Origin of the sequence: Enhygromyxa salina (assembly GCF_002994635.1) — a bacterium.
In the GTDB taxonomy this organism is placed as follows: domain Bacteria; phylum Myxococcota_A; class Polyangia; order Nannocystales; family Nannocystaceae; genus Plesiocystis; species Plesiocystis salina_B.
On sequence record NZ_PVNL01000050.1, the window covers coordinates 20698 to 40184 of the forward strand.

The window sequence follows — 19487 nt, forward strand, 5'->3', positions numbered from 1 at the left end:
CCGAGCTAGCTGCAAGTAGCTTCGGCGGCCGTGACGACGTTGGCCAGCAGGCAGGCGATCGTCATGGGCCCGACTCCCCCTGGAACCGGGGTGATCGATCCCGCTCGAGCCGCGGCGGCGGCATACTCCACGTCTCCGAGCAGCTTGGGCTTGGACCCGCCGTCGTCGACGCGGTTCATGCCGACGTCGATGACACACGCCCCCTCGCGGACCCACTCGCCACGGATCAACTCCGGGCGGCCGACCGCCGCGACGATGATGTCGGCGCGACGCACTTCGGCCTCCAGGTCTCGGGTGCGCGAGTGAGCGATCGTCACGGTCGCGTTGGCGTGGAGCAGCAGCTGCGCGACCGGCTTGCCGACGATGTTGGACCGGCCGACGACCAGCGCGCGCTTGCCTGCGGGATCGACCCCGGCGAGCTCGATCAAGCGCATGCACCCCTGGGGCGTGCAGGCGACGAAGCGCGGGGTCCCCAACATCAGGAGGCCCAGGTTGTCGGGGTGAAACCCATCGACGTCCTTGCGCGGATCGACGGCGAGCAACACCCGCTGCTCGTCGACGCCATCCGGAAGCGGGAGCTGGACCAAGATCCCGTGCACGCTGTCGTCGGCGTTGAGGCTGGCGATCAGATCGAGCAGGGCCTGGGTCGAGGTTGTCGCGGGCAATCGATGGTCGCGGGTGGCGATCCCGACCTTCGCCGCCTTCCGCTCCTTGCTGCGGACATAGATGTTCGAGGCCGGATCGTCCCCGACCAGCACCACGGCCAGGCACGGCGTGACCCCGCGCGCCTGGCAGGCCTCGACCCGTTCGCGCAGCTGCGCGAGCAACCGCGAGGACAGGGCCTTCCCATCGAGGATCGTCGCGCCGCTCATGCTGCCGAGTTCGAGCTCGAAGAGCCGCCCGAAGAGCCGCCCGAGCCGGAAGCCGGCTTGGGAGCGGGTGAAGGTGACGCGGTCGAAGCTGGTGTCGACGACGACCCGGCGTCGGACTTGGCCGAGCTCGCGCCTGCGGTCGCCGAACCCGAGCCACCCGAGCCGGCATCACCCGACTTCGCCCCGCCTGCGTCGGCCTTCGCCTCGCCCGGTTTGGCGCTCGCGTAGAGATCGTTGTACCAACCGCCGCCCTTGAGGTGGAAGGCCGCCGCGGTCATCAGCTTGCTCAGCGGCTGGCCGCAGGTCGCACACGTTTCGATCGGGGGGTCGCTGATCTTCTGAAGGTGCTCTTCATGCGCACCACATGCTTCGCAACGATAGCGATAGATCGGCATCGCGGGCGAGAGTAGGCTCGTCGGGAGCGAGGTCAACCCCGACCGGCCGTGGGCCCAAGCGCGAAACCTCGCATTCGGCGCGGCGCGAAGGTCAATTCACCCAGAACGATCCGAGCGGCTCGCGCGTCCAGCACCTCGAGCTCGGCGGGCCGCGAGCGGCGGACCTCAACCACCGCCGCACGCCCGCCCAACGCCTGCTAGGATCGCCCCGTGCCGCGCCCGCGCCACCCGAACCGGCCTCTCCCACCCCTCTCTCCAGGCCGCCGGGTCATCGGGTCGGCCCACAGGCTGATCAGCGTGATCGGCTTGGCTGGTCTGGCCACCGCGCTGTCGCTGCCGGTCGTCGCGGCGCCGCCGGATGACGACTGGACAATCGAGACCCAGCCCGACGACGACAAGCTCGTCAAGCAGCGCTTCGACAAGCTCCGCGCCAACCCCTTCGACGGCAAGCAGTGGCGCGAGCTCGAGAAGGCGCTCGGCCGCGGCGGGCTCATCAAGCGGATCGAGTCGGCTTCGGATCGCTCGCCCAGCAACGTCGCGCTTCAGATCCTGCGGGCCCAGGGTGACATGCTGCAGGGTGACCCGGCCGCTGCCGCCGCGCGGCTCGCCAAGCTGCACGGCAAGTCTGGCAAGTGGGACCGGCGGGTGTTCGACATGCGCATCGACGCGCTCGAGCAAGCCAAGTCATGGGCCGAGGCGATCGACGCGCTCGAGCTCGAGGCCAAGACCGACCCCAAAGAAGCGGAGCGCCTGCTCGAGCGGGCCTACAAGCTGGCCGACCGCGCTTCCATGCACGACCGCGCGCTCGAGCTCGCCAAGCTGCTCGCCGCCAAGCTGCCCAAGGACGTCGGCGCGACCGTTCGCGTGGCACGGGCCGCGCGCGGGGCCGGCAAGCACGACGAGTCCGACGCTGCCTACCAAAAGGCGATCGCCAAGGCCAAGGGCGAGGCCAAGAGCGAGCTCGTCGCCGAGCGAGCGCGCGCCATGATCGACGCGGGTCACCCAGGCGACGCCGCCGAGCTGCTGTGGGACATGCTCGACGACGCCGCCCGTGGTCGCGCAGATCAGCGTGAAGGCTGGTGGGACGACCTCGAGACCTGCTACCGCAAAGAGGCCCGCTCGGAGATCCTCGTCAGCGAGCTGCGAAAGTGGCTCGAAGACGCCAAGCACGGGAAAGAAGTCGCCGCCTGGCAGGCGCTGGCCCGGGCCCAGAAGGCCGCCGGACAAAACCCGATCCCGGCGCTCAAGCAAGCGATCGATCTGGCCCCGCGCGATCCAGTCGCCCGCGCCGCGCTGATCGAGGCGCTCGAAGAGCAAGGTCAGTCCGCGGCCGCGCTCGAGCAGTACCGTGAGCTCAAGGGGCGCAGCTCGGAAGAGGTCAGGCTGGGGCTCGAGATGGCCGAGCGCCTGATGACCAACGGCGAGCGCGACACGGGTCTCGAGATCGCGGCGGAGATCCGGCAAAATGGCTCCCGCGACAGCGACACGCTGCTGCTGCTGATCGAGTTCTACAACAACGTCGACGAGCGCGACCTCGCGCTCGACACGGCCCAGTCGCTGGTCAAGGTCGCGGGCCGCAGCGCGGACGCCCGCATCGCCCTCGGCGAGCAGCTGTGGGAGATGGGCCAGCGCAAAGAGGCCCTGGCCCAGTGGGAGCAGCTGCCCAAGCTGGTCCGCCCCAGCCACAAGGGCTGGTATCGCCACGCCGAGATCCTGGCCGACCACGCGACCATGGATCGCAACCTCCGGGACACCGCCCTCGACTCGCTCGAGAAGGCGCTCTCGTCCAAGCCGAGCGAGCCCACGTACCTGCGCTTGCAGGCGATGCTCGAGGAAGAGCGCAACCGACCCGACCGCGCGCTCGAGATCTGGGAGAAGGTCCGCGTCGTCGCGCAGGACCCAACCCAGGAGCTGCTCCGGGCTGAAGCGCGCACGCGGATCGTCGAGCTGCTCGTTGGGCCGGGGCTGCCCAAGCGCGCCGAGAAGCGGGCGGCCGCCGTCGCCACGGCTGAGGTCGCGCTCGCGAGCGGGGCCTCCCCCGAGGCCCTCGAGGCCGGCCTGTTCCTCGCCGAGCTGTACTCGCGCGAAGAGAACTACGTGAGCGCCGTGCAGATGTTCACCAAGCTGCGCGACCTGTTCCCCGCCGACCCAGACCGCCTGATGGAGCTGGCGATCGCCCAGCGCCGCGCCGGTCAGCCGGGCGAGGCCGTCCGCACCCTCGAGAAGCTGCTGCCGCTGGCTCCGTCGCGCGAGGTCGATGCGCTGGTGATGTTGACCGAGCTCTCCCATGAGCTCGACAAGCCAGAGGAAGCCCGGGAGGCAGCCGTGCGCGCGCTCGGGCAGGGCTCCAGCGGCGTCCGAGCGCTGCTGCGGCTCGGCGAGCTCAGCGAGCGCCGCGGCAACATCGATCAGGCCATGTGGTGCTATCAGACCGTGCTCGAGGCCCAGCCCGACCATGCTCGGACCCGCATGCGCCTGGCCGAGCTGCAGCTGACGACCGGCGACATTCAGGGCGCCGCGGCCAGCTTCCGCGAGCTGCTCGAGTCCGGCGGGCCCAGTGATTTGATGCGCGAGGCGGGGGCCCGCGCGCTCGACCTCGCCGAGGTCACGGAGTCGATCAACGCCGTGCTCGAGCTCGCCGTCAAGCGGACCAAGCGTGAGCCCAACGCCGACGAGCCCCGCGACTTCTTGCTCTCGACCCTCGATCGCGTCGACCGAGCTCAGGTCGAGCGCTGGCTGCGAGCCGACGGCGATGCGCGCGACGACGACCGGGTGGCGGCGATGCGACGTCCGCTCGTCGCGGCGCTCTCGCGTGGGTCGATCAACAACCGCATGAGCGCGGCCGAGCACCTCGGTGAGCTCGGCCTGCCCGACACGGCCGTCCACCTGGCCCGCACGGGCGCCAATCTGCAGCCTCCGCGAGACGCGACCCACGCGGTCCGTCAGCGCTTCATCGCCGCCCGCGTCGCGGCGACCCACGCGGCCGGCGAGCTCGACGACCCGGAGTCGATCCCGGTGATGGCCGAGATCATCGCCGATCGCGGGGTCGATAGCCCGGTCCGCGCGGCGGCGTTCTGGGCGTTGGCCCGCAGCAGCGATCCCGCCGCCGCCGAGCCGCTGCGCCAGCGGATCCGCGGTCAGGATGACGAGGTAGCGATCACCCTCTCGTGCCTCGGGCTCGCGCGCCTGTCGCGAGACGAGCACCGCGTGGAAGATCTGATCATCATCGACCGCATCGCGCGTAACTCGTCGCGGCCGTCGGTCCGACGTGCGTGTGCCTTCGCCGCAGCGGCGCTCACGCCCGACTTTCGCGTGGTTCGCCTGCACCCCCAGCTGCAGGACGCCGACCCCTTCATCGCAGCGATCGCCGCGTGGCGGATCGGGCAAGTCGATCCCACCAAGCTCCAAGCTGACGGGCTCGAGGCGTTGTTTCGGGTCTACTTCGGTCCGGGTGGACTGCCCCGTGACGCCGCGATCGCCAGCCTCGCGCGGCTGCTCGGCAGCGATCCACCGCGCGGTGGCGTCGCGTCACCGCCGGCCTCGCGCCAGCGCAATTGGGACACGGTCGTCGAGCGTTGGCTCGTCGACCACCTCGCGCCGGAGATCGAGCCGCTGCCCCCCGCGGCCCTCGACGCTCACCTCGCGCAGGTGCTCTCGGCCTGGCAGGCCAGCATCGCGGGAACCCGCGCGGAGCTGAGCGCGGCTCGGGGGGCCGCGCGAGCCTGCGCTCGAGTCCCCAGCGACGCCCTGCCGACGGACGATCGCCCGACGCAGCTGTGCCTCGAACCTCTGGTCCGAGGAACCGTCGAGATCTCCAAGTGAGGGCTGCTCTGCGGCAACGCAGCTCGAGCCGAGCCTCGCCCAACACCTGAACACCCGCGTCGATCCGGGGTCGCGCGCAGCTGCGATCCCAGCGTCGGTTGACAAGGTCTGGCGTGCAGCGCGAGGATTCGGGCACATGGAACTAGGCCTCGCGTGCCCGGTCTGCGGCCAACTGAACATGATCCGGACCACGAGCTGCAGTCGCTGTGGCACCGTGTTGGCTCCTGCGGCACAGGTGCACGCGCCGGCTCCGGGGCCAGGTCCAGGCTCACCGCTGCAACATCAACCCGCTCCGATGGCGCCTGCACCCCAGGCCCCTCCCCCAGCGGCGCCGCCTCAGCCTCGCTTCGATCCGAACACGGGCCAACCGCTCGACGACGACAACAAGCAGGCGGTGAAGACCATGTTCTTCGGCGCTCTGCAGCAGCAAACCGTGGCCCCGCGGCTCGTCGTCATCAAGGGCGAGGGCGGCGACGGGGTCACCTACCACCTCAGCGGCACCACCCACATCGTCGGGCGAACGCAGGGCGACATCAAGTTCACTGAGGACGTGTTCTTGACCCCCGAGCACGCCAAGTTCTCGGTCCAGAGCGGTCGCCTGTTCGTCCAAGATCTGAGCAACAACAACGGGGTGTTCGTTCGCATCAAGCGACCGACGCCGCTCGATCATGGCGATCTGTTCCTGGTTGGCGAGCAGCTGCTCGAGCTCGACAGCGAAGCGTTGCCCGAGTACGGCGCCAACGAGGCCGGCACCTACTTCTACGGCAGCCCGCGCCCCGACGGCGCGTTTCGTGTCGTTCAGCTGCTCGCCGGCGGTGGCGAGGGCTTGGTCAAGTCGGCGAACGCGACGACCATGACCATGGGCCGCGAAGCCAACGACCTCGACTTCCCCGACGACCGGTTCATCTCCGGGCACCACGCCAAGCTCGACCTATCCGACGACGCCAAGGTCCTGCTCACCGACACCGGCTCTCGCAACGGCACCTTCGTGCGCATCAAGGGCGCGCAGGAGCTGTTTCATGGCGACTATTTGTTCGTCGGTCAGCAACTCTTCCGCGTCGAGATCTCATGAGGCACCTGTGATCGTCTGCCCAAACTGCGGCAAGGAAAACCAAGACCACTACAAGTTCTGCCTTGGCTGTGGGGCAAAGCTGCCCGCGCCTGGGCAGGCGGCGGCACCACCACCGCCGCCGCCGCCGAGCGTGGTGCCGCCCCCCATGGCGCCGAGCCCGGCGCAGTATCCACCGCCCGCTCCGCAGGCGACTCCGCCGGCACCCGTGCAGCCGCAAGCCTTCAGCGCGCCCGCTCCGCCGGCCCCGCCGCAGCCACAGCCGCAGGCGCAGGCCTACGGATCTCCGTCTCCGGCGGCGCCTCAGCAGCCGCAGGCCTACGGAGCCCCCGCGGGGCCGGGTCCAGCAGCCCAGCCGCCGGCCAAGCCGCCCCAGGCTGGCCCCTACGGTCAGTCACAGCAGGGCACCTACGGCCAACCAAGCGGGCCCGCGCAACCGTACGGCGGGCAAGCGGCGCCTTCGTCAGGGCCCCGCAGCTGTCCCAACTGCGGGACCGTCAACCCGCCCCAGTTCAAGTTCTGTGGGGCCTGCGGCAACAACCTGGAGGCCGCTCCGACGCCGCCACCACCACCGCCAGCACCGGCCCCCCAGCCGAACACCTCGGTCGGCCCCGCGCCGACTCAGTCTCCGCCCCCGCAGCACATGCAGGCGCCGGGGCCAGCGATCGCGCCAGCGGCCAAGACCATGTTCATGGACGCGAGCCAGCGGCCGGCCATGGCCGGCGGGATCGCCACGATCCGCCTGGTGCTGCTGCGCGAAGACGGGACGGAAGGCGGCGTGCTGGTCATCGAGGGCGGCCCAGAGACGATCGGCCGCGCGCACGGGCCTCCATTCGACACCGACGCCTACCTCGATCCTCGCCACGCCGATCTCACGGCGACCCACGAAGGTCTGCTGATCGACGCGAGCGGCTCGGTCAACGGCGTGTACCTCAAGCTCGAAGGTCGCACCGAGCTCCAGCACCTAGACTTCTTCCGGGTCGGCCAAGAGCTGCTGCTCTACGAGGATCTGCCCGAGCCCACCCCGACCGCAGACGGCACCGAGCGGATGGGCAGCCCGAACCCCGGGTACTGGGGTCGGGTCAGCGTCATGGTCAGCCCCGAGCGGATCGCCGCCGCCTATCCCGTGAAGAGCGAGGGCGTGGAGATCGGTCGTGAGAACGGCGAGATCACCTTCCCCGATGATGGCTACGTCTCGGGCAGTCACTGTCGGGTGTTTGGCGACGACGACGGGGTGTTCCTCGAGGATCTCGGCAGCTCCAACGGCACGTACATGCGTGTGCGCCCGGGCCAGCTGATCCGCCCCGGCACGCTGATTCTGATCGGCCAGCAGCTGTTCCGAGTCGAGCTGACCTGAGGGTGCAGCGTCAGTCGCTGACGTTCAGGCTGGGTGCGCTCACGGTGAGCGCACCCAGCAGCTTTTCGTGCACGCCGTCCGCGAACGCGAGCTCGACGTCGACGACTCCGCTGCGCGGCAACGCGGGCACGCGGACGCGCAAGCGATGGCCGTCGAGCTCGGCCGAGTGAGCGGCGACGCCATCGACGAGCACGACCACCGCACCGTGGCCCTCGACGTCCCCAACGAGCTCGAGCTCGCCGCCCGACTGCGGCAGACGATCCTGCGCCAGCCTGACCTCGGTCGCCCCACAGCCCCAGGCGCCGACCGTGACGACCATGACGACCAAGCCGAGCCACATGCGTGCGCGCCAACAGCCCACGCTGCAGGTTAAACGAACCGGGCACGATGACACCAGCTGGCGTCATCGTGCCCCATGCGCCGCTCTTGATTACATGAGCTCGAGGCGCTTGAGCTCGCGCCGGATCTTACCCAGCGCTTGCTCTTGCAGCTGGCGGATGCGCTCGCGTGAGAGCGAGTACTGCCCGCCAATCTCCTTGAGGGTGAGCTCGTCCTCGTCGATCAGACCAAAGCGCTTGCGGATGATGTCGGCTTCGATCGGGCGGAGCTTGGACACCAGCCGCTTGACCTGCTCGTTGAGCGCGTCGGCCTCGAGCCCCTCACCGGGCGTCTCGGCGTTCTCGTCCTCGAGGAAGTCCCCTACCCGCCGACCGTCGTCGTCGGACACCGGCTTGTCGATCGAGATCGGGTTGTCGACCAGCATCGTCCCCATCTTCTCGATCTTCGACAGCGCCAAGCCCGTGTGCTTGGCCAGCTCCTCGCGGGTGGGCTCGCGACCGAACTTGGCCTCGAGCTCGCGGCGCGCCTTGTTGACCTTGTGGTAGGCGTCGATCATGTGGACCGGGAGTCGGACTTGCCGCCCCTTGTCTGCGATCGCGCGGCTGATCGCGTGGCGGATCCACCAGCTGCCGTAGGTCGAGAACCGGAACCCCTTGCGGTAGTCGAACCGATCCACCGCCTTCATGAGCCCGATGTTCCCCTCTTGGATCAGATCCTGAAGTGGCATCCGACCGTGGTTGAAGCGCCGGGCGATCGACACCACGAGCCGGAGGTTCGCCTTGACGAACGCGTTCTTGGCCGATCGCAGCCGCCGACCCGCGACGCGAATATCTTTCGCGTAGGCGGCGAACGGTCGGCTGCCATCGCGGGGCGGCTTGACCTCGAGCTGCAGCCCGTGTCGCGTGCCGGCCTCGATCGCGTTGACGTCCGTTGCGAGCTGATCCGCGACGATGTTGTCCGTGTCGAGGTCGAGCATGCGCTCGGTGAGCGCGAGGACGGCGGCGTCGAAGGCGTCCTTGTGAGCCCGGGTCTCCCGATCTCGCAGGTTCCGCGAGGTCTTGCGCACCGCCCGGAGCTCCTTCGACGGGACCTCTTCGCCGTCGATCTGGCGCTCGATCGAGGTCACGATGGCGTCGATGAAGGGCGGATACGATAGGATCGTCTGCCAGTACGCGCTGCGAAGCCCGAAGATCCGAGTTGCCGCCTCGAGCTCTTGCTCGGCGCTCATCACGTCGAGATCTGACATCTCGCGGAAATAAACGCTGAGGAAGTTAGCCGAGTCGGCGTCGCTCTTTGCCCGGGCGGCGGCCTTTCCGGTCGCCTTGCCACTGCCAGCGCTCTTGGTGCGCGACGAACGAGCGAGCTGCGGGGGTGCTCCGCGGGTGACCTTGCGACGTGCCATGGTGTTCTCTCATTTCTGCGCACAAGGCGCTTGCCGGAGCCGGGTGCTGTCGGGGGAATGGACGACTGAACGTCCCGAACTCGGGGGCGGCTCCGAACGAGCCTGGGGGCGGAAGGTGGGGCGAAACCGAAGCTCTCGATCTTTATGCCCAGTTTCTTTTCCCGCTTAACTATGCCCGTCGAGAAGCGGTGCCTTCGCAGAGACGCTCGAGCCAGGCAAAGTGTTCGGCGCGGTGGACCAACGCGAACAGGGGTGCTTCACTGACACGACAACGCGTGCCCGGTTTCGCAGGAGCGCGAGGTACCCAGATGTGGGATGATGCATCGGCGCTGGGTTTGGTTCTCGACAACATCTAGCGACGGTGCGAGCACTGTGCCAGCGCAAAGGGTGGTTGCGGCTGACAGGTCTCGCCGGGCGCCGGCCAGATCCGTGATCGCGCCCGATCACCTACGTAGATCAGTCTACGCAGGGGTTCAGTGAGCTGAGCGTGCCGAGTCGGCGCGAGCGCCCCGCCTGAAAACCGCCACGATCTCGTGACTGCGTGTCACAGATCGGTTCCCAGTTTGGATCGAAGGGACAATGGCAATTCGACACACTGGCGTCGATCTACGACACGGGTGTCACTCGAATTGCTACCCGGCTACTACTCCCGCCACTCGCTCGGGCCCGCCAAGCGCCCCAACCCGGGCGCCGGCGCCGAGCATGGCAAGCAGATCACTTGCGCTCTGCGAGCATCCAGATGTCGGGAGATGCACTACCGTAGAACCGGCCCCGAGTGTCACGACTCCCGGACACCTCGATCACGCGCAGACCGATCTGTGACATGGCCTTGCCGAGATCTTGCACGGTGTAGGCACGCATGAACATGTAGTGCTCATGCTGGCGCCCATCATCGAAGATGATCGTCCGGTGGATCCGGAGGCGGTTGGCGAAGAAGTTCATCTCGGCCTCGTCGATGACCATGCACCGCTTGCCCTGCCACCAGCTGCGAGATGGCAGCTGCGGAGCGACGAAGTCGCGGTTGAACACATGAAGCAGGAGCTTGCCGCCGACCGGCAGGCGCTCGACCATCTCCTGCAGGCACAGTCGGTTCTGCTCTTCTTCGAAGTAGCCGAACGTCGACCCGACACAGACGACCGCGTCGAATTCTCGATCGCGCGGCAACCGGCGCATGTCGCCGTGCATGAACACGACGCTGTCGTCCTCGATGCCGGCGAGCTCCTTGTTTTGAGCAGCAGCGAGCAGCAGCGCCAGCGAGTTGTCCACCCCGGTCACGCGCAGCCCGAGCTTGGCGAGCTGGACGGCGTGGCCTCCCTCGCCGCAGCCCACGTCGAGCACGTTCGCGCCGTCCGGGAGGCCGAGCTGAGCGTGAATGAACTCGGCGTCTCGCGCGGCGGTCTCCTCCCAGCTCGTGGGAAACAGGGCGAGGAAGTGCTCGGCGAAGACGTCGTCGTACCAGGCCTTGCGCCGCTTTGGTTGAGGCTTGGCCTCGGGCGGGGTCGGCGGTTTGACCTCTTCGGCGTCCACCGCTGGCGCCGGGTGATCGACCTCCTCGAGATCCGCGCTGTCGAGGTTCTCGACCTCGAGGCCCTCGGCCTCGAGGGTCTCGTCAGCCTCCTCGGCCTCGATCTCGGCGTCCTCGGCCTCGACCTCGGCGTCCTCGGCCTCGATCTCGGCGTCCTCGGCCTCGGCCTCGGCGGCCGTCACGGGCGGGCGTGGTGGTGGCGCCGCCGGTTCTGCCCTGGTGAGTGACGGGATCACGACAGCGTTGGCGCCGGAGCCGACCACCGGCGGCCCGACCACTGGCCTGGACCCACCGCGGAGCTCAGCTGGCTCGGGCGACGCAGCAGCTTCGGTGAGCGTCGCTTCAGCCGGCGACTCCGCCACGATCACCTCGGGCCGCAGCGGGGCCGACGGGACGATCGGCGGCGATGGCTCGGGCCGCGCGAGCATGGGGATCACGAACCCTGCGAACGGCTCCTCGGCGCCGGCCTCCGCTGCGTCGAGATCTTCGTCGTCATCCGCGAGCAACTCGAGCTCGGAGGAGTCGACGCGCTCGAGCACTTCGGGTGCGCCGACTCGCAGCTGGTCCTCGTGCGGCGTGGCCTGGTCGCCCGGGTCGGCGACCGCCGACTCCAGCACGGGAGCATGCGCTGGGGTCGGCGCAGCGACTGGTGCGACCGGCCGGCTCAGGGTTGGGATCACAAACCCCGCGTCTTCGGGGGCGGTTTGGTCAGCGCCGACGCCTTGCTCGGTCTCGGGCGGGGTCGCGACCGGCTCGGGCGCCGGCGGCTGGGCGCTGAGCGAGAGCGCCGGAATGTGGAACCCCGGGGCGTCCTCGTCGGGGCTCTCGGTCGGCTCCGCGTCGGGTGCCGCGCCGTCGGGGGGCGGGACTGACTGCGGGGCCTGTTCCTCGTCAGGTTGCTCTGGATCGGCGGCGTACGAGCCGCTCTCCCACGATGGTCGCTCGTGGTGCTCGTCGAACGCCGCGCTGTGAGGTGGCGGTGGGACCCCGCCCGCGGCGGCATCGTGCGCCGCGTCGCTCACGGGCGCAGTCGACTCTGCAGTCACCGGCTCCGCAGCCGGCTCCGTCACCCAAAACGCCGAGAGCACGCGCTCATCGAGGGCGTCGATCGGACCCGGCGCGGCGCCAGACCCCGGCCAGGCGAGCCAAGCCTCATCCGCGACATTCCAGCTCACGATGCCTCCTTGCGGCGCAGCAGGGCTTGACCAAATTCGACGCGCGAGTCAGGGCCGAGACCCTCGACGAGCTCGAAGCCGGGCTCGGTCAGCAGCACGACCGTGCTACCGAGGTGGAACACCCCGAGCTCGTCACCCTTGGCCAAGAACGGCGGCGGGTCCAGCTCCAGCGACTGGGTCTGCGCGGGGTGAGCGTCGACCTGCCGATACCCGCAGCTCATGTGGCCGACGCCGAATGCCGCGACCATGACCACGGCGACGGTCCCGTGGTCGGTGCTCATGACATGGACTTGGCGCTCGTTGACAGCAAACAGTCGGGGCTCACGAGCGACGGCGGCGTCGTTGACGGGTAGGAGCCGACCGGGGATCAAGATGATCCGCGACGCCACGCCCGAGATCGGCGCGTGGACGCGGTGGTAGTCGCGCGGGTGCAGGTAGATGACCGCCTGCAGCCCGCCGACGAAGCGCGAGGCGAGCTCGGAGTCACCGATGAGCTCGCCGATCGCATAGGCGTGGCCCTTGGCGACCACGACGCCCTGTGCCTCGACCTCGGCGACCTCTCGCAAGCGGCCGTCGGACGGTGACACCAACACCTCCGGCCGCTTGTCGACGGACCTGGCACCGTCGCGCAGGCCCCGGGTGAAGAACGCGTCGAAGCTTGGAAAGCCGCGCGCGAGCTGGTCCTGGTCGACGTCGGCGAGGTCGACCGAGAAGTAGCGAGAGTAGGCCGAGACCGCCGCGCGGCAGACCCCGGGCGGGAGCGGCAGTCGAGTGGCCATTCCCATGGCCTGACTCGCGGCCAACGCGACCTTGGGCGGCGTGCGCTCGATCAGGGCAGCCGCGATACGGCCTCGCAGTGAGAGGTCCGAGCTGCGCATGGGTGCCTAAGCGTATCCGAGCGACGACACCTCAGGCAAGCTCGGCGGCGAGCCCTCAGCAGTCGAAGTACAGCGAGAACTCGTGGGGATGCGGCCGCGAGCGAACCTCGCCGATCTCGTTGCCGCGCTTCCACGAGATCCACGCGTCGAGCAGATCGCGCGAAAACACGTCGCCCGCGAGTAGGAACTCGTGATCAGCTTCGAGCGCGTCGAGGGCCCCCTCGAGCGAAGCAGGAACCGACGGCACGCCCGCGAGCTCCTCGGGGGTGAGGCTGTAGATGTCCTTGTCGAGGGGCTCGCCCGGATCCATCCGCTTTTGGATGCCGTCGAGACCCGCGAGCATCAAGGCGGAGAACGCGAGGTACGGGTTGCACGCCGGATCGGGCGTGCGGAACTCGATGCGGATCGCCTTGGGGGAGCTGCTGTAGGTGGGGATCCGGATCGCCGCCGAGCGATTGCGGGAGCTGTAGGCCAGGTTGACCGGCGCCTCGAACCCGGGGACCAGGCGCTTGTAGCTGTTGGTGGTCGGGTTGGTGAACGCGCACAGCGCCGGCGCGTGCTGCAAGATCCCGGCGACGAAGTGCAGCGCGAGCTCCGACAAGCCGGCGTACTGCTCGCCAGCGAACAGCGGCTGGCCGTCCTTCCACAGCGACATGTGCGTGTGCATGCCGTTGCCGTTGTCGCCAAACAATGGCTTGGGCATGAAGGTCGCGGTCTTGCCGGCCCGACGCGCGACGTTTTTGATCACGTACTTGAACCACGTGATCTTGTCGGCCTGGCTGAGCAGCGAGTCGTAGCGGATGTCGATCTCGGCCTGACCGCCGGTCGCGACCTCCATGTGCTGCCGCTCGACCACGATACCCAGCTCCTCGAGCGTCAAGACCATCTCGGTGCGCAGATCATGGTGCGCGTCGGCGGGCGGGACGGGCACGTAGCCGCCCTTGTGGCGGATCTTGTAGGCGAGGTTGGGGAACTCCTCGCGGGCGCTGTTCCAGTGACCGAGATCCGAGTCCAGCGCATAGAAGCTGCGCTGCGGGGAGCTCTCGTAGCGCACGTCGTCGAAGGTGAAGAACTCGGCCTCGGGTCCGACGAAGCAGGTGTCGGCGATCCCTGTCGAGCGCAGGTACTCCTCGGCGCGTGCGGCCAGCGAGCGAGGGCAGCGCTCGTAGTCGCCACGCGTGATCGTGTCGGCCGCGTTGCCGAGCAACACCAGGGTCGGGACCTCCATGAAGGGGTCGACCTTGGCCGAGGTCGCGTCGGGGATCACGAGCATGTCCGAGGCGTTGATGGTCTTCCAGCCCCGCACGGACGAGCCGTCGAACCCAAAGCCCTCTTCGAAGGCCTCCTCGCTCAGCTCGTGGGCGGGCACGGTGAAGTGCTGCCAGGCACCGAGCATGTCGATGAAGCGCAGGTCGACCATGCGGATCTCCTGCTCGCGGATGAAGTCAATGACGTCCTTGGGCGTTTGTTCGCTCATCTGATTTGTTCGCTCGCTGAAGCTAGAGGGCTGCTTGACTGAAGTTTAGAGGGCCGACTCGCCGCGCTCGTCGGTGCGGATCCGAACGGCGTCGAGGACCGGAAGCACAAAAATTTTCCCGTCGCCGATTCGATCGGAGGCGGCGACCTCACGGATCGCGGCGATCACCTCTTCGGTGCGCGCGGCCGGGATCACCACCTCGATCTTGATCTTGGGTACGAAGTCGATGACGTAGGCCGAGCCGCGGTAGAACTCGGTCTTGCCCCCGGTTCGCCCGAAGCCCTTGACCTCGGTGACGGTCATGCCGCCGACCTCGAGCTCGGTCAGGCGCTCCTTGACGTCGTCGAGCTTGAAGGGGCGGACCATGGCCTCGATCTTGACGAGGCCGTGATCGAGGCCGTGATCGGAACCGTGATCGGCGTGGTCGGGCATCAGCTTGGCTCCGGCTTGGCTCGGGCGGCCGCGAGGGTTTGGGCGTACGCCGGCTCGACGGGATGCGGCTCGAGGGTCGCCACGGCGTCGGCGACCTGGCGGATCCCGAGCGTGGCCATGAGCTGACGCAGCTCGCTGGTGACCCGCACCGCCGCGCCCGGATCGGAGAAATTGATGGTCCCGAGTTGCACGCAGTGGGCCCCCGCGATCAGGAACTCGAGCGCGTCCTCGCCGGACAGGATCCCGCCCATGCCGCAGATCGGAAACCCGGGCAGCGCGCTCGCAACCTGGTGGATCATCCGCAGCGCGACCGGCTTGATCGCGGGGCCCGAGAGCCCGCCGTAGGTGGTGGCGATCCGCGAGCGACGGGTGCGGACATCGACGGCCATGCCCGTGATCGTGTTGATCAGCGAGACCCCGGCCGCGCCCGCCTGCTTGACGGCGTCTGCCATCGCGACCACGTCGGACACGTTGGGGGTCAGCTTGACGACGATCGGGATGTCCGTGACCTCGACGCACGCCTTGGTCAGGCGATGGGCGACCTCGGGCACGGTGCCAAACTCGATGCCGCCCTTCTTGATGTTGGGGCACGAGATGTTCATCTCGAGCACGTCGATCCCGCCGTCCGCCCCCTCGCCCAAGCGCCTGGCGCACTCGACGTAGGTCTCGAAGTCGGTGCCGAAAAAATTGACCCACACGCTGACGCCGAGCCCGGCCAAGAACGGCAGCTTCTCGGTCAGGAACACTTCGCAGCCGACGTTCTCGAGGCCGATCGAGTTGAGCATGCCCGCCGCTGTCTCGTAGATGCGCGGGAGCGGGTTTCCGTGGCGCGGCAGCGGGGAGATGCCCTTGGTCGAGAGCCCGCCGATCTGGCCCAGATCCATGAACGGCTCGAACTGCTGGCCGTAGGCGAAGCAGCCCGACGCCGTGAGGATCGGGCTGCGCAGCGCGAGCGGACCGAACGCGCAGCTCAGCTCGACCTGGTCGGCGGCGATCGACGCCGACTTGGTGCCTGCGCCGCTCACCAGCGCACCCTCGCCGCTTCGAACACCGGACCGTCGGTGCAACAGTACTCGTAGGGTTTGGGCCCGTAGACCGGGACCGCGCAGCCCAGGCACACACCAAACCCGCAGGCCATCATCTCTTCGAGGCACAGGTAGGTCGGGATCTCGTGAGCCAGGCCGAGCTCACGAAGCGCGCGCAGCATCGGCGTGGGCCCGCACGCGAGCAGCTCGATCGACTCGCCGCGCGCGGCGGCGAGCTCGACGCGAGCGAGCAGCGGCGCCGTAACCCGGCCGTGTTCGCCGCGACTGCCATCTTCGGTGGCGAGCACGGTGGGGATCCCCCAGCGCTCGAGATCCGCCGTCAACACCAGGTCGTCGGCGGTCCGGCCCCCGTAGTACATCTCTGGCGGTGGCTGACCAGCGGGCCGCGCCGCGAGCGTTCGCGCCAAGAAGTGCAGCGGGGGCAGCCCGACGCCCCCGGCCACCAACAGCTGGGTGCGACCGGGTGTCGGCGCGGGGAACCCTCGGCCCAGCGGCCCCGTGACGGTCATTGGCGCGCCGACCGGCATGTCCTGCATGAGCGCGGTGCCGCGCCCGAACACCTTGAGCAGGACCGAGAAGCGATCGCTGCCGATCGGCTCGAGCACCGAGAACGCGCGGCCGTTGAGCAGATCGCGACCCCAGTCACCGCGGAGCATCACGAACTGTCCGGGCGTCGCCCCCTCGACGGGGTTCGCGCGCTCTGACGCGAGCTCGAGGACGAAGTAACCCCCGGTCAATGGGCGATTTGCCGCGATTTCGACCTGGAACTGGGCCGTGGCCACGGGCGTGTCATATGCGATGCGCGAGCTGTCGTCCACTCTCGGCGCGCACGCTCCCGCACACCTCTTGGCTCACGAGAAACACTGTCCCGTTACGGTTTCGGGACGATCACGAGGTCCATCAACAAGGCCGCGTCGGGGGGATTTCGATAGTAGCCAGGGCGCCGTCCGACGCTGGAGAACCCGTGTGCGCGATACAGTGAGCACGCGGCGACGTTGCCCTCGGCGACCTCGAGCTGGACCCGCTCACACCCGGCTCGACGTGCGCGAGCGATGACCGCGCGCAGGAGAGATCTCGCCAGCCCACTCCGGCGCGCGCCCGGCTCGACCGCGATCCGGCGCAGCTCGCAGCATTCGAAGATGACATTCGCGCACGCCAGCCCACGCGCGGGGGTGTCTGCCACCAGCACGATCTCGCCCCCCGCCACCGCCTCGCGCCAGGCCTCTGGGCCCCACGGTCGCGCAAAACAAGCGGCGTCGAGTTCGAGCAGCGCGTCCAGATCCTCGAGCGTCGCCTCCCGCACGCTCAACTCGGCTCCTCGCTCGCCCCCTCGTCGCCAGGCCCCTCCCCGACCCGGGCGAGCTCGTCGCCGAGGCCGCCGCCGCGATCTCGCACGGTCAGACCGAGCCCCGAGCTGGCCGAGGTCAGCAACACGTCGCGCGAGTCGATCCCCAGCGACGCCGCGAACTGCTTGGGCAGCAGCCCACGCTCTGACGCCCCCAGCTTGTCGGACTTGGTCACGCACACCAGGCACGGCAGCTCGACCGACGCACAAAATTCGAGCAGCTCGAAGTCCCCCTCCAGCGGACCCCGGCGCGCATCGATCAGCACCAACAGCGCACGCAGGTTGTCGCGCTCGCGCAGGTACCCCTCGATCATCGGCCCAAAGGTGTCGCGGACCTCACGGCGGGCCTTGGCGAACCCATAGCCAGGCAAGTCGACCCAGCGCAGATCGACCGTACGCCGCGCTGGCCCCTGCAGTCGCAGCTTGAAAAAGTTCAGCAGTCGAGTCCGCCCGGGCGTCCGACTGACGCGCGCCAACCCAGTCTGTCCCGTAAACGCGTTGAGCAAGCTCGACTTGCCAACATTGCTGCGGCCCGCCACCGCGATCTCCGGCAGCGTCGCAGGCGGACACTGGCTCAACCCCGGAGCGCTCAGCTCAAACGCCGCCTCCCCGACTTGCCACCGCGGAGGACGAAGCGCCTTGCCAGACCGAGCCACGGCCGAGAGTCGGGCACCCCCCGCCCCATGACAAGGTGCGGTAGACCGAAGCAACGTCAGCGTCACGCGTCTCGTGCGCCCCCCCCTGCACCCACAGACACCGAAAATGCGTTCAGAGCCCCTGCCGAGGGACCGCCAGCCACCGACTTCGACAAAGTGCAGCGCCTCCGTGAAGGTCTGCGAGAGCGCGAAGCCGCCACCTCCGCCAAGGTGCCGTGCGCCTGTGGGGGTTAAGGGCCCCCTTTTAGGGGGCCACACATGCGGATGCGAACAGCAGACCAGCCCGACGAGGGAGCGCCAGCGACCGACCGGACGCGAAGCGTCCGCCTTCGGCAAAGTGCAGTGCCTCCGTGGGGGTCAAAACGCAAGAAGAGCCCCCTTCTAGGGGGCCACACATGCGGATGCGTACAGCAGACCAGCCCGACGAGGGAGCGCCAGCGACCGACCGGCCGCGAAGCGGCCGCCTTCGGCAAAGTGCAGTGCCTCCGTGGGGGTCAAAACGCAAGAAGAGCCCCCTTCTAGGGGGCCACACATGCGGATGCGTACAGCAGACCAGCCCGACGAGGGAGCGCCAGCGACCGACCGGCCGCGAAGCGGCCGCCTTCGGCAAAGTGCAGTGCGCCTGTGGGGGTCATAGGAATTCCGAGTACCCTGGGCGTGATGGAGGTCTACGGACTCACCGGCGGGATCGGCAGCGGCAAATCCACGGTCGCCTCGATGCTCGAGGAGTATGGCATCCCGGTCGTGTCAGCGGACGAGCTCTCGCGCATGGTCGTGGCGCCAGGCAGCCCTGGGCTCGCGGATGTCGTCGAGGCGTTCGGGCCCGAGGTCCTCGACGAGCGCGGCGAACTCGACCGCAAGAAGATGGGCAAGATCGTGTTTGCGACGCCCGAGCGGCGCCGCCAGCTCGAGGCGATCTTGCACCCGCGGATCCGCGAGCGCTACGAGCAGGTCCTCGACGCGCTCGAGAAGGCTGGCCACCCCGTGATGGTCTACGAGGTCCCGCTGCTGTTCGAGAAGAAGCTCGACCAGCAAGACGAGATGAAGGCGGTGATCTTGGTCGCGGCCACGGCCGACACACGCATCGCTCGAGTCAAGGATCGCGACGCGCTGACGACCGACGACGTGCTCGCCCGCATGCGCACGCAGATGCCCGAGGAGGAGAAGCGCGAGCGGGCCGACTACATCGTGCACAACGACGGCGACCTCGACGATCTCCGCCGCGAGGTCGAGTACTTGCTGTCGCGGTTCTTGCGAATTCCCCCGCGCGCGGACCAGCGGGTGCGAGCCGGAGAGGATCCGCTGGAGGTCGTCGAGGTGCTCGACGCCGAGCTCGAGGTCGTCGAAGAGCTCGAGGATGAGATCGAGGCGGAGATCGACGAGGTCGAGGTCGACAGCGACTCGGCTGAAGAGGTGGGCAGCGAGCCGGCTAACCCGAGTCAGGCCGCGGCCCAGCCCGACCACCTCGAGCTCTCGATCACCAGTGAGCACGCGCCCGGATCCGCGCCTGTGGACCCGGCGCCCGCGGGCTCGGCACCGCAGCTCGAGGTCGAGCTGCAGCCGACGACACCGATCCCGGCCGCGGCTCCGCATCGGAGCGGGAGCGCCTGGATCCCCGCGACGCCGCCCGCGGCCGTCCCCGTGCCCGCTGCGCCGAGCTCATCTGGACCGATCCCCGCGGCCGCCCCTGCCCCGAC

The 19487-nt window shown here is 68.8% G+C and carries 16 protein-coding genes and 1 pseudogene; 5 read left to right on the forward strand and 12 right to left on the reverse strand.

All coding sequences use genetic code 11. The features are described from left to right. Nucleotides 1-5: 5 nt before the first annotated feature. Together folD and ENSA7_RS12785 are read right to left on the reverse strand one after the other, a co-directional pair. Nucleotides 6-872: a bifunctional methylenetetrahydrofolate dehydrogenase/methenyltetrahydrofolate cyclohydrolase FolD gene (gene folD, locus ENSA7_RS12780; protein WP_106089552.1), complete on the reverse strand. Its 867-nt coding sequence runs from the start codon at nucleotides 870-872 to the stop codon at nucleotides 6-8. Further along, nucleotides 869-1267, reverse strand: a complete 399-nt coding sequence (locus ENSA7_RS12785) for an FmdB family zinc ribbon protein (RefSeq protein WP_106089553.1) — start codon at nucleotides 1265-1267, stop codon at nucleotides 869-871. The genes folD and ENSA7_RS12785 overlap by 4 nt, the downstream gene beginning before the upstream one ends. Before the next feature lie 297 nt (nucleotides 1268-1564). Here ENSA7_RS12785 and ENSA7_RS12790 point away from each other — a divergent pair, with 297 nt between their 5' ends. From ENSA7_RS12790 to ENSA7_RS12800, 4 genes and pseudogenes are all read left to right on the forward strand, one after another. Next, nucleotides 1565-5089 (forward strand): tetratricopeptide repeat protein, encoded by a 3525-nt coding sequence (locus tag ENSA7_RS12790; protein WP_106089554.1) that lies wholly within the window; start codon nucleotides 1565-1567, stop codon nucleotides 5087-5089. 295 nt (nucleotides 5090-5384) lie between these two features. After that, nucleotides 5385-6161 (forward strand): FHA domain-containing protein, encoded by a 777-nt coding sequence (locus ENSA7_RS12795; RefSeq protein ID WP_181233689.1) that lies wholly within the window; start codon nucleotides 5385-5387, stop codon nucleotides 6159-6161. Next, nucleotides 6109-6237 (forward strand): annotated as a pseudogene (locus ENSA7_RS46140) (zinc-ribbon domain-containing protein); the annotation flags it as partial. The gene ENSA7_RS12795 and the pseudogene ENSA7_RS46140, both read left to right, overlap by 53 nt. 129 nt (nucleotides 6238-6366) lie before the next feature. After that, complete coding sequence (locus ENSA7_RS12800; RefSeq protein ID WP_244923783.1) at nucleotides 6367-7515, forward strand: double zinc ribbon and FHA domain-containing protein; 1149 nt, start codon at nucleotides 6367-6369, stop codon at nucleotides 7513-7515. A 10-nt stretch (nucleotides 7516-7525) separates the two neighbouring features. Here the strand turns inward: ENSA7_RS12800 and ENSA7_RS12805 are convergent, their stop codons facing one another. From ENSA7_RS12805 to yihA, 10 genes are all read right to left on the reverse strand, one after another. Further along, entirely contained in the window at nucleotides 7526-7855 is a 330-nt protein-coding gene (locus ENSA7_RS12805) for a hypothetical protein (protein ID WP_106089557.1), read from the reverse strand. 90 nt (nucleotides 7856-7945) lie between these two features. After that, entirely contained in the window at nucleotides 7946-9256 is a 1311-nt protein-coding gene (locus tag ENSA7_RS12810) for a sigma-70 family RNA polymerase sigma factor (RefSeq protein ID WP_106089558.1), read from the reverse strand. A 714-nt stretch (nucleotides 9257-9970) separates the two neighbouring features. Beyond that, nucleotides 9971-11956, reverse strand: a complete 1986-nt coding sequence (locus ENSA7_RS45330; RefSeq protein ID WP_106089559.1) for a methyltransferase domain-containing protein — start codon at nucleotides 11954-11956, stop codon at nucleotides 9971-9973. Continuing rightward, complete coding sequence (gene asd / locus ENSA7_RS12820; RefSeq protein WP_106089560.1) at nucleotides 11953-12834, reverse strand: archaetidylserine decarboxylase; 882 nt, start codon at nucleotides 12832-12834, stop codon at nucleotides 11953-11955. Before asd ends, ENSA7_RS45330 begins: the two co-directional genes overlap by 4 nt. A 55-nt stretch (nucleotides 12835-12889) precedes the next feature. Continuing rightward, a complete protein-coding gene (gene glnA, locus ENSA7_RS12825) occupies nucleotides 12890-14311 on the reverse strand; it encodes a type I glutamate--ammonia ligase (RefSeq protein ID WP_106089561.1) in 1422 nt (473 codons plus the stop codon). A 45-nt stretch (nucleotides 14312-14356) separates the two neighbouring features. Further along, nucleotides 14357-14743: a P-II family nitrogen regulator gene (locus ENSA7_RS12830; RefSeq protein ID WP_106089562.1), complete on the reverse strand. Its 387-nt coding sequence runs from the start codon at nucleotides 14741-14743 to the stop codon at nucleotides 14357-14359. Continuing rightward, complete coding sequence (locus ENSA7_RS12835; protein WP_443655654.1) at nucleotides 14743-15738, reverse strand: dihydroorotate dehydrogenase; 996 nt, start codon at nucleotides 15736-15738, stop codon at nucleotides 14743-14745. The genes ENSA7_RS12830 and ENSA7_RS12835 overlap by 1 nt, the downstream gene beginning before the upstream one ends. A gap of 26 nt (nucleotides 15739-15764) precedes the next feature. Further along, entirely contained in the window at nucleotides 15765-16526 is a 762-nt protein-coding gene (locus ENSA7_RS12840) for a dihydroorotate dehydrogenase electron transfer subunit (RefSeq protein WP_146157638.1), read from the reverse strand. A gap of 134 nt (nucleotides 16527-16660) precedes the next feature. Next, nucleotides 16661-17092 (reverse strand): GNAT family N-acetyltransferase, encoded by a 432-nt coding sequence (locus tag ENSA7_RS12845; RefSeq protein ID WP_181233690.1) that lies wholly within the window; start codon nucleotides 17090-17092, stop codon nucleotides 16661-16663. A gap of 2 nt (nucleotides 17093-17094) precedes the next feature. Beyond that, on the reverse strand, nucleotides 17095-17790 hold the full coding sequence (yihA, locus tag ENSA7_RS12850) for a ribosome biogenesis GTP-binding protein YihA/YsxC (protein WP_280523999.1): 696 nt from the start codon (nucleotides 17788-17790) through the stop codon (nucleotides 17095-17097). Nucleotides 17791-18450: 660 nt separating this feature from the next. Between yihA and coaE the strand changes: the two genes are divergently transcribed. Continuing rightward, nucleotides 18451-19487, forward strand: a 1037-nt coding sequence (coaE, locus tag ENSA7_RS12855; protein WP_106089566.1) for a dephospho-CoA kinase, incomplete at its 3' end; no start/stop codon positions are given.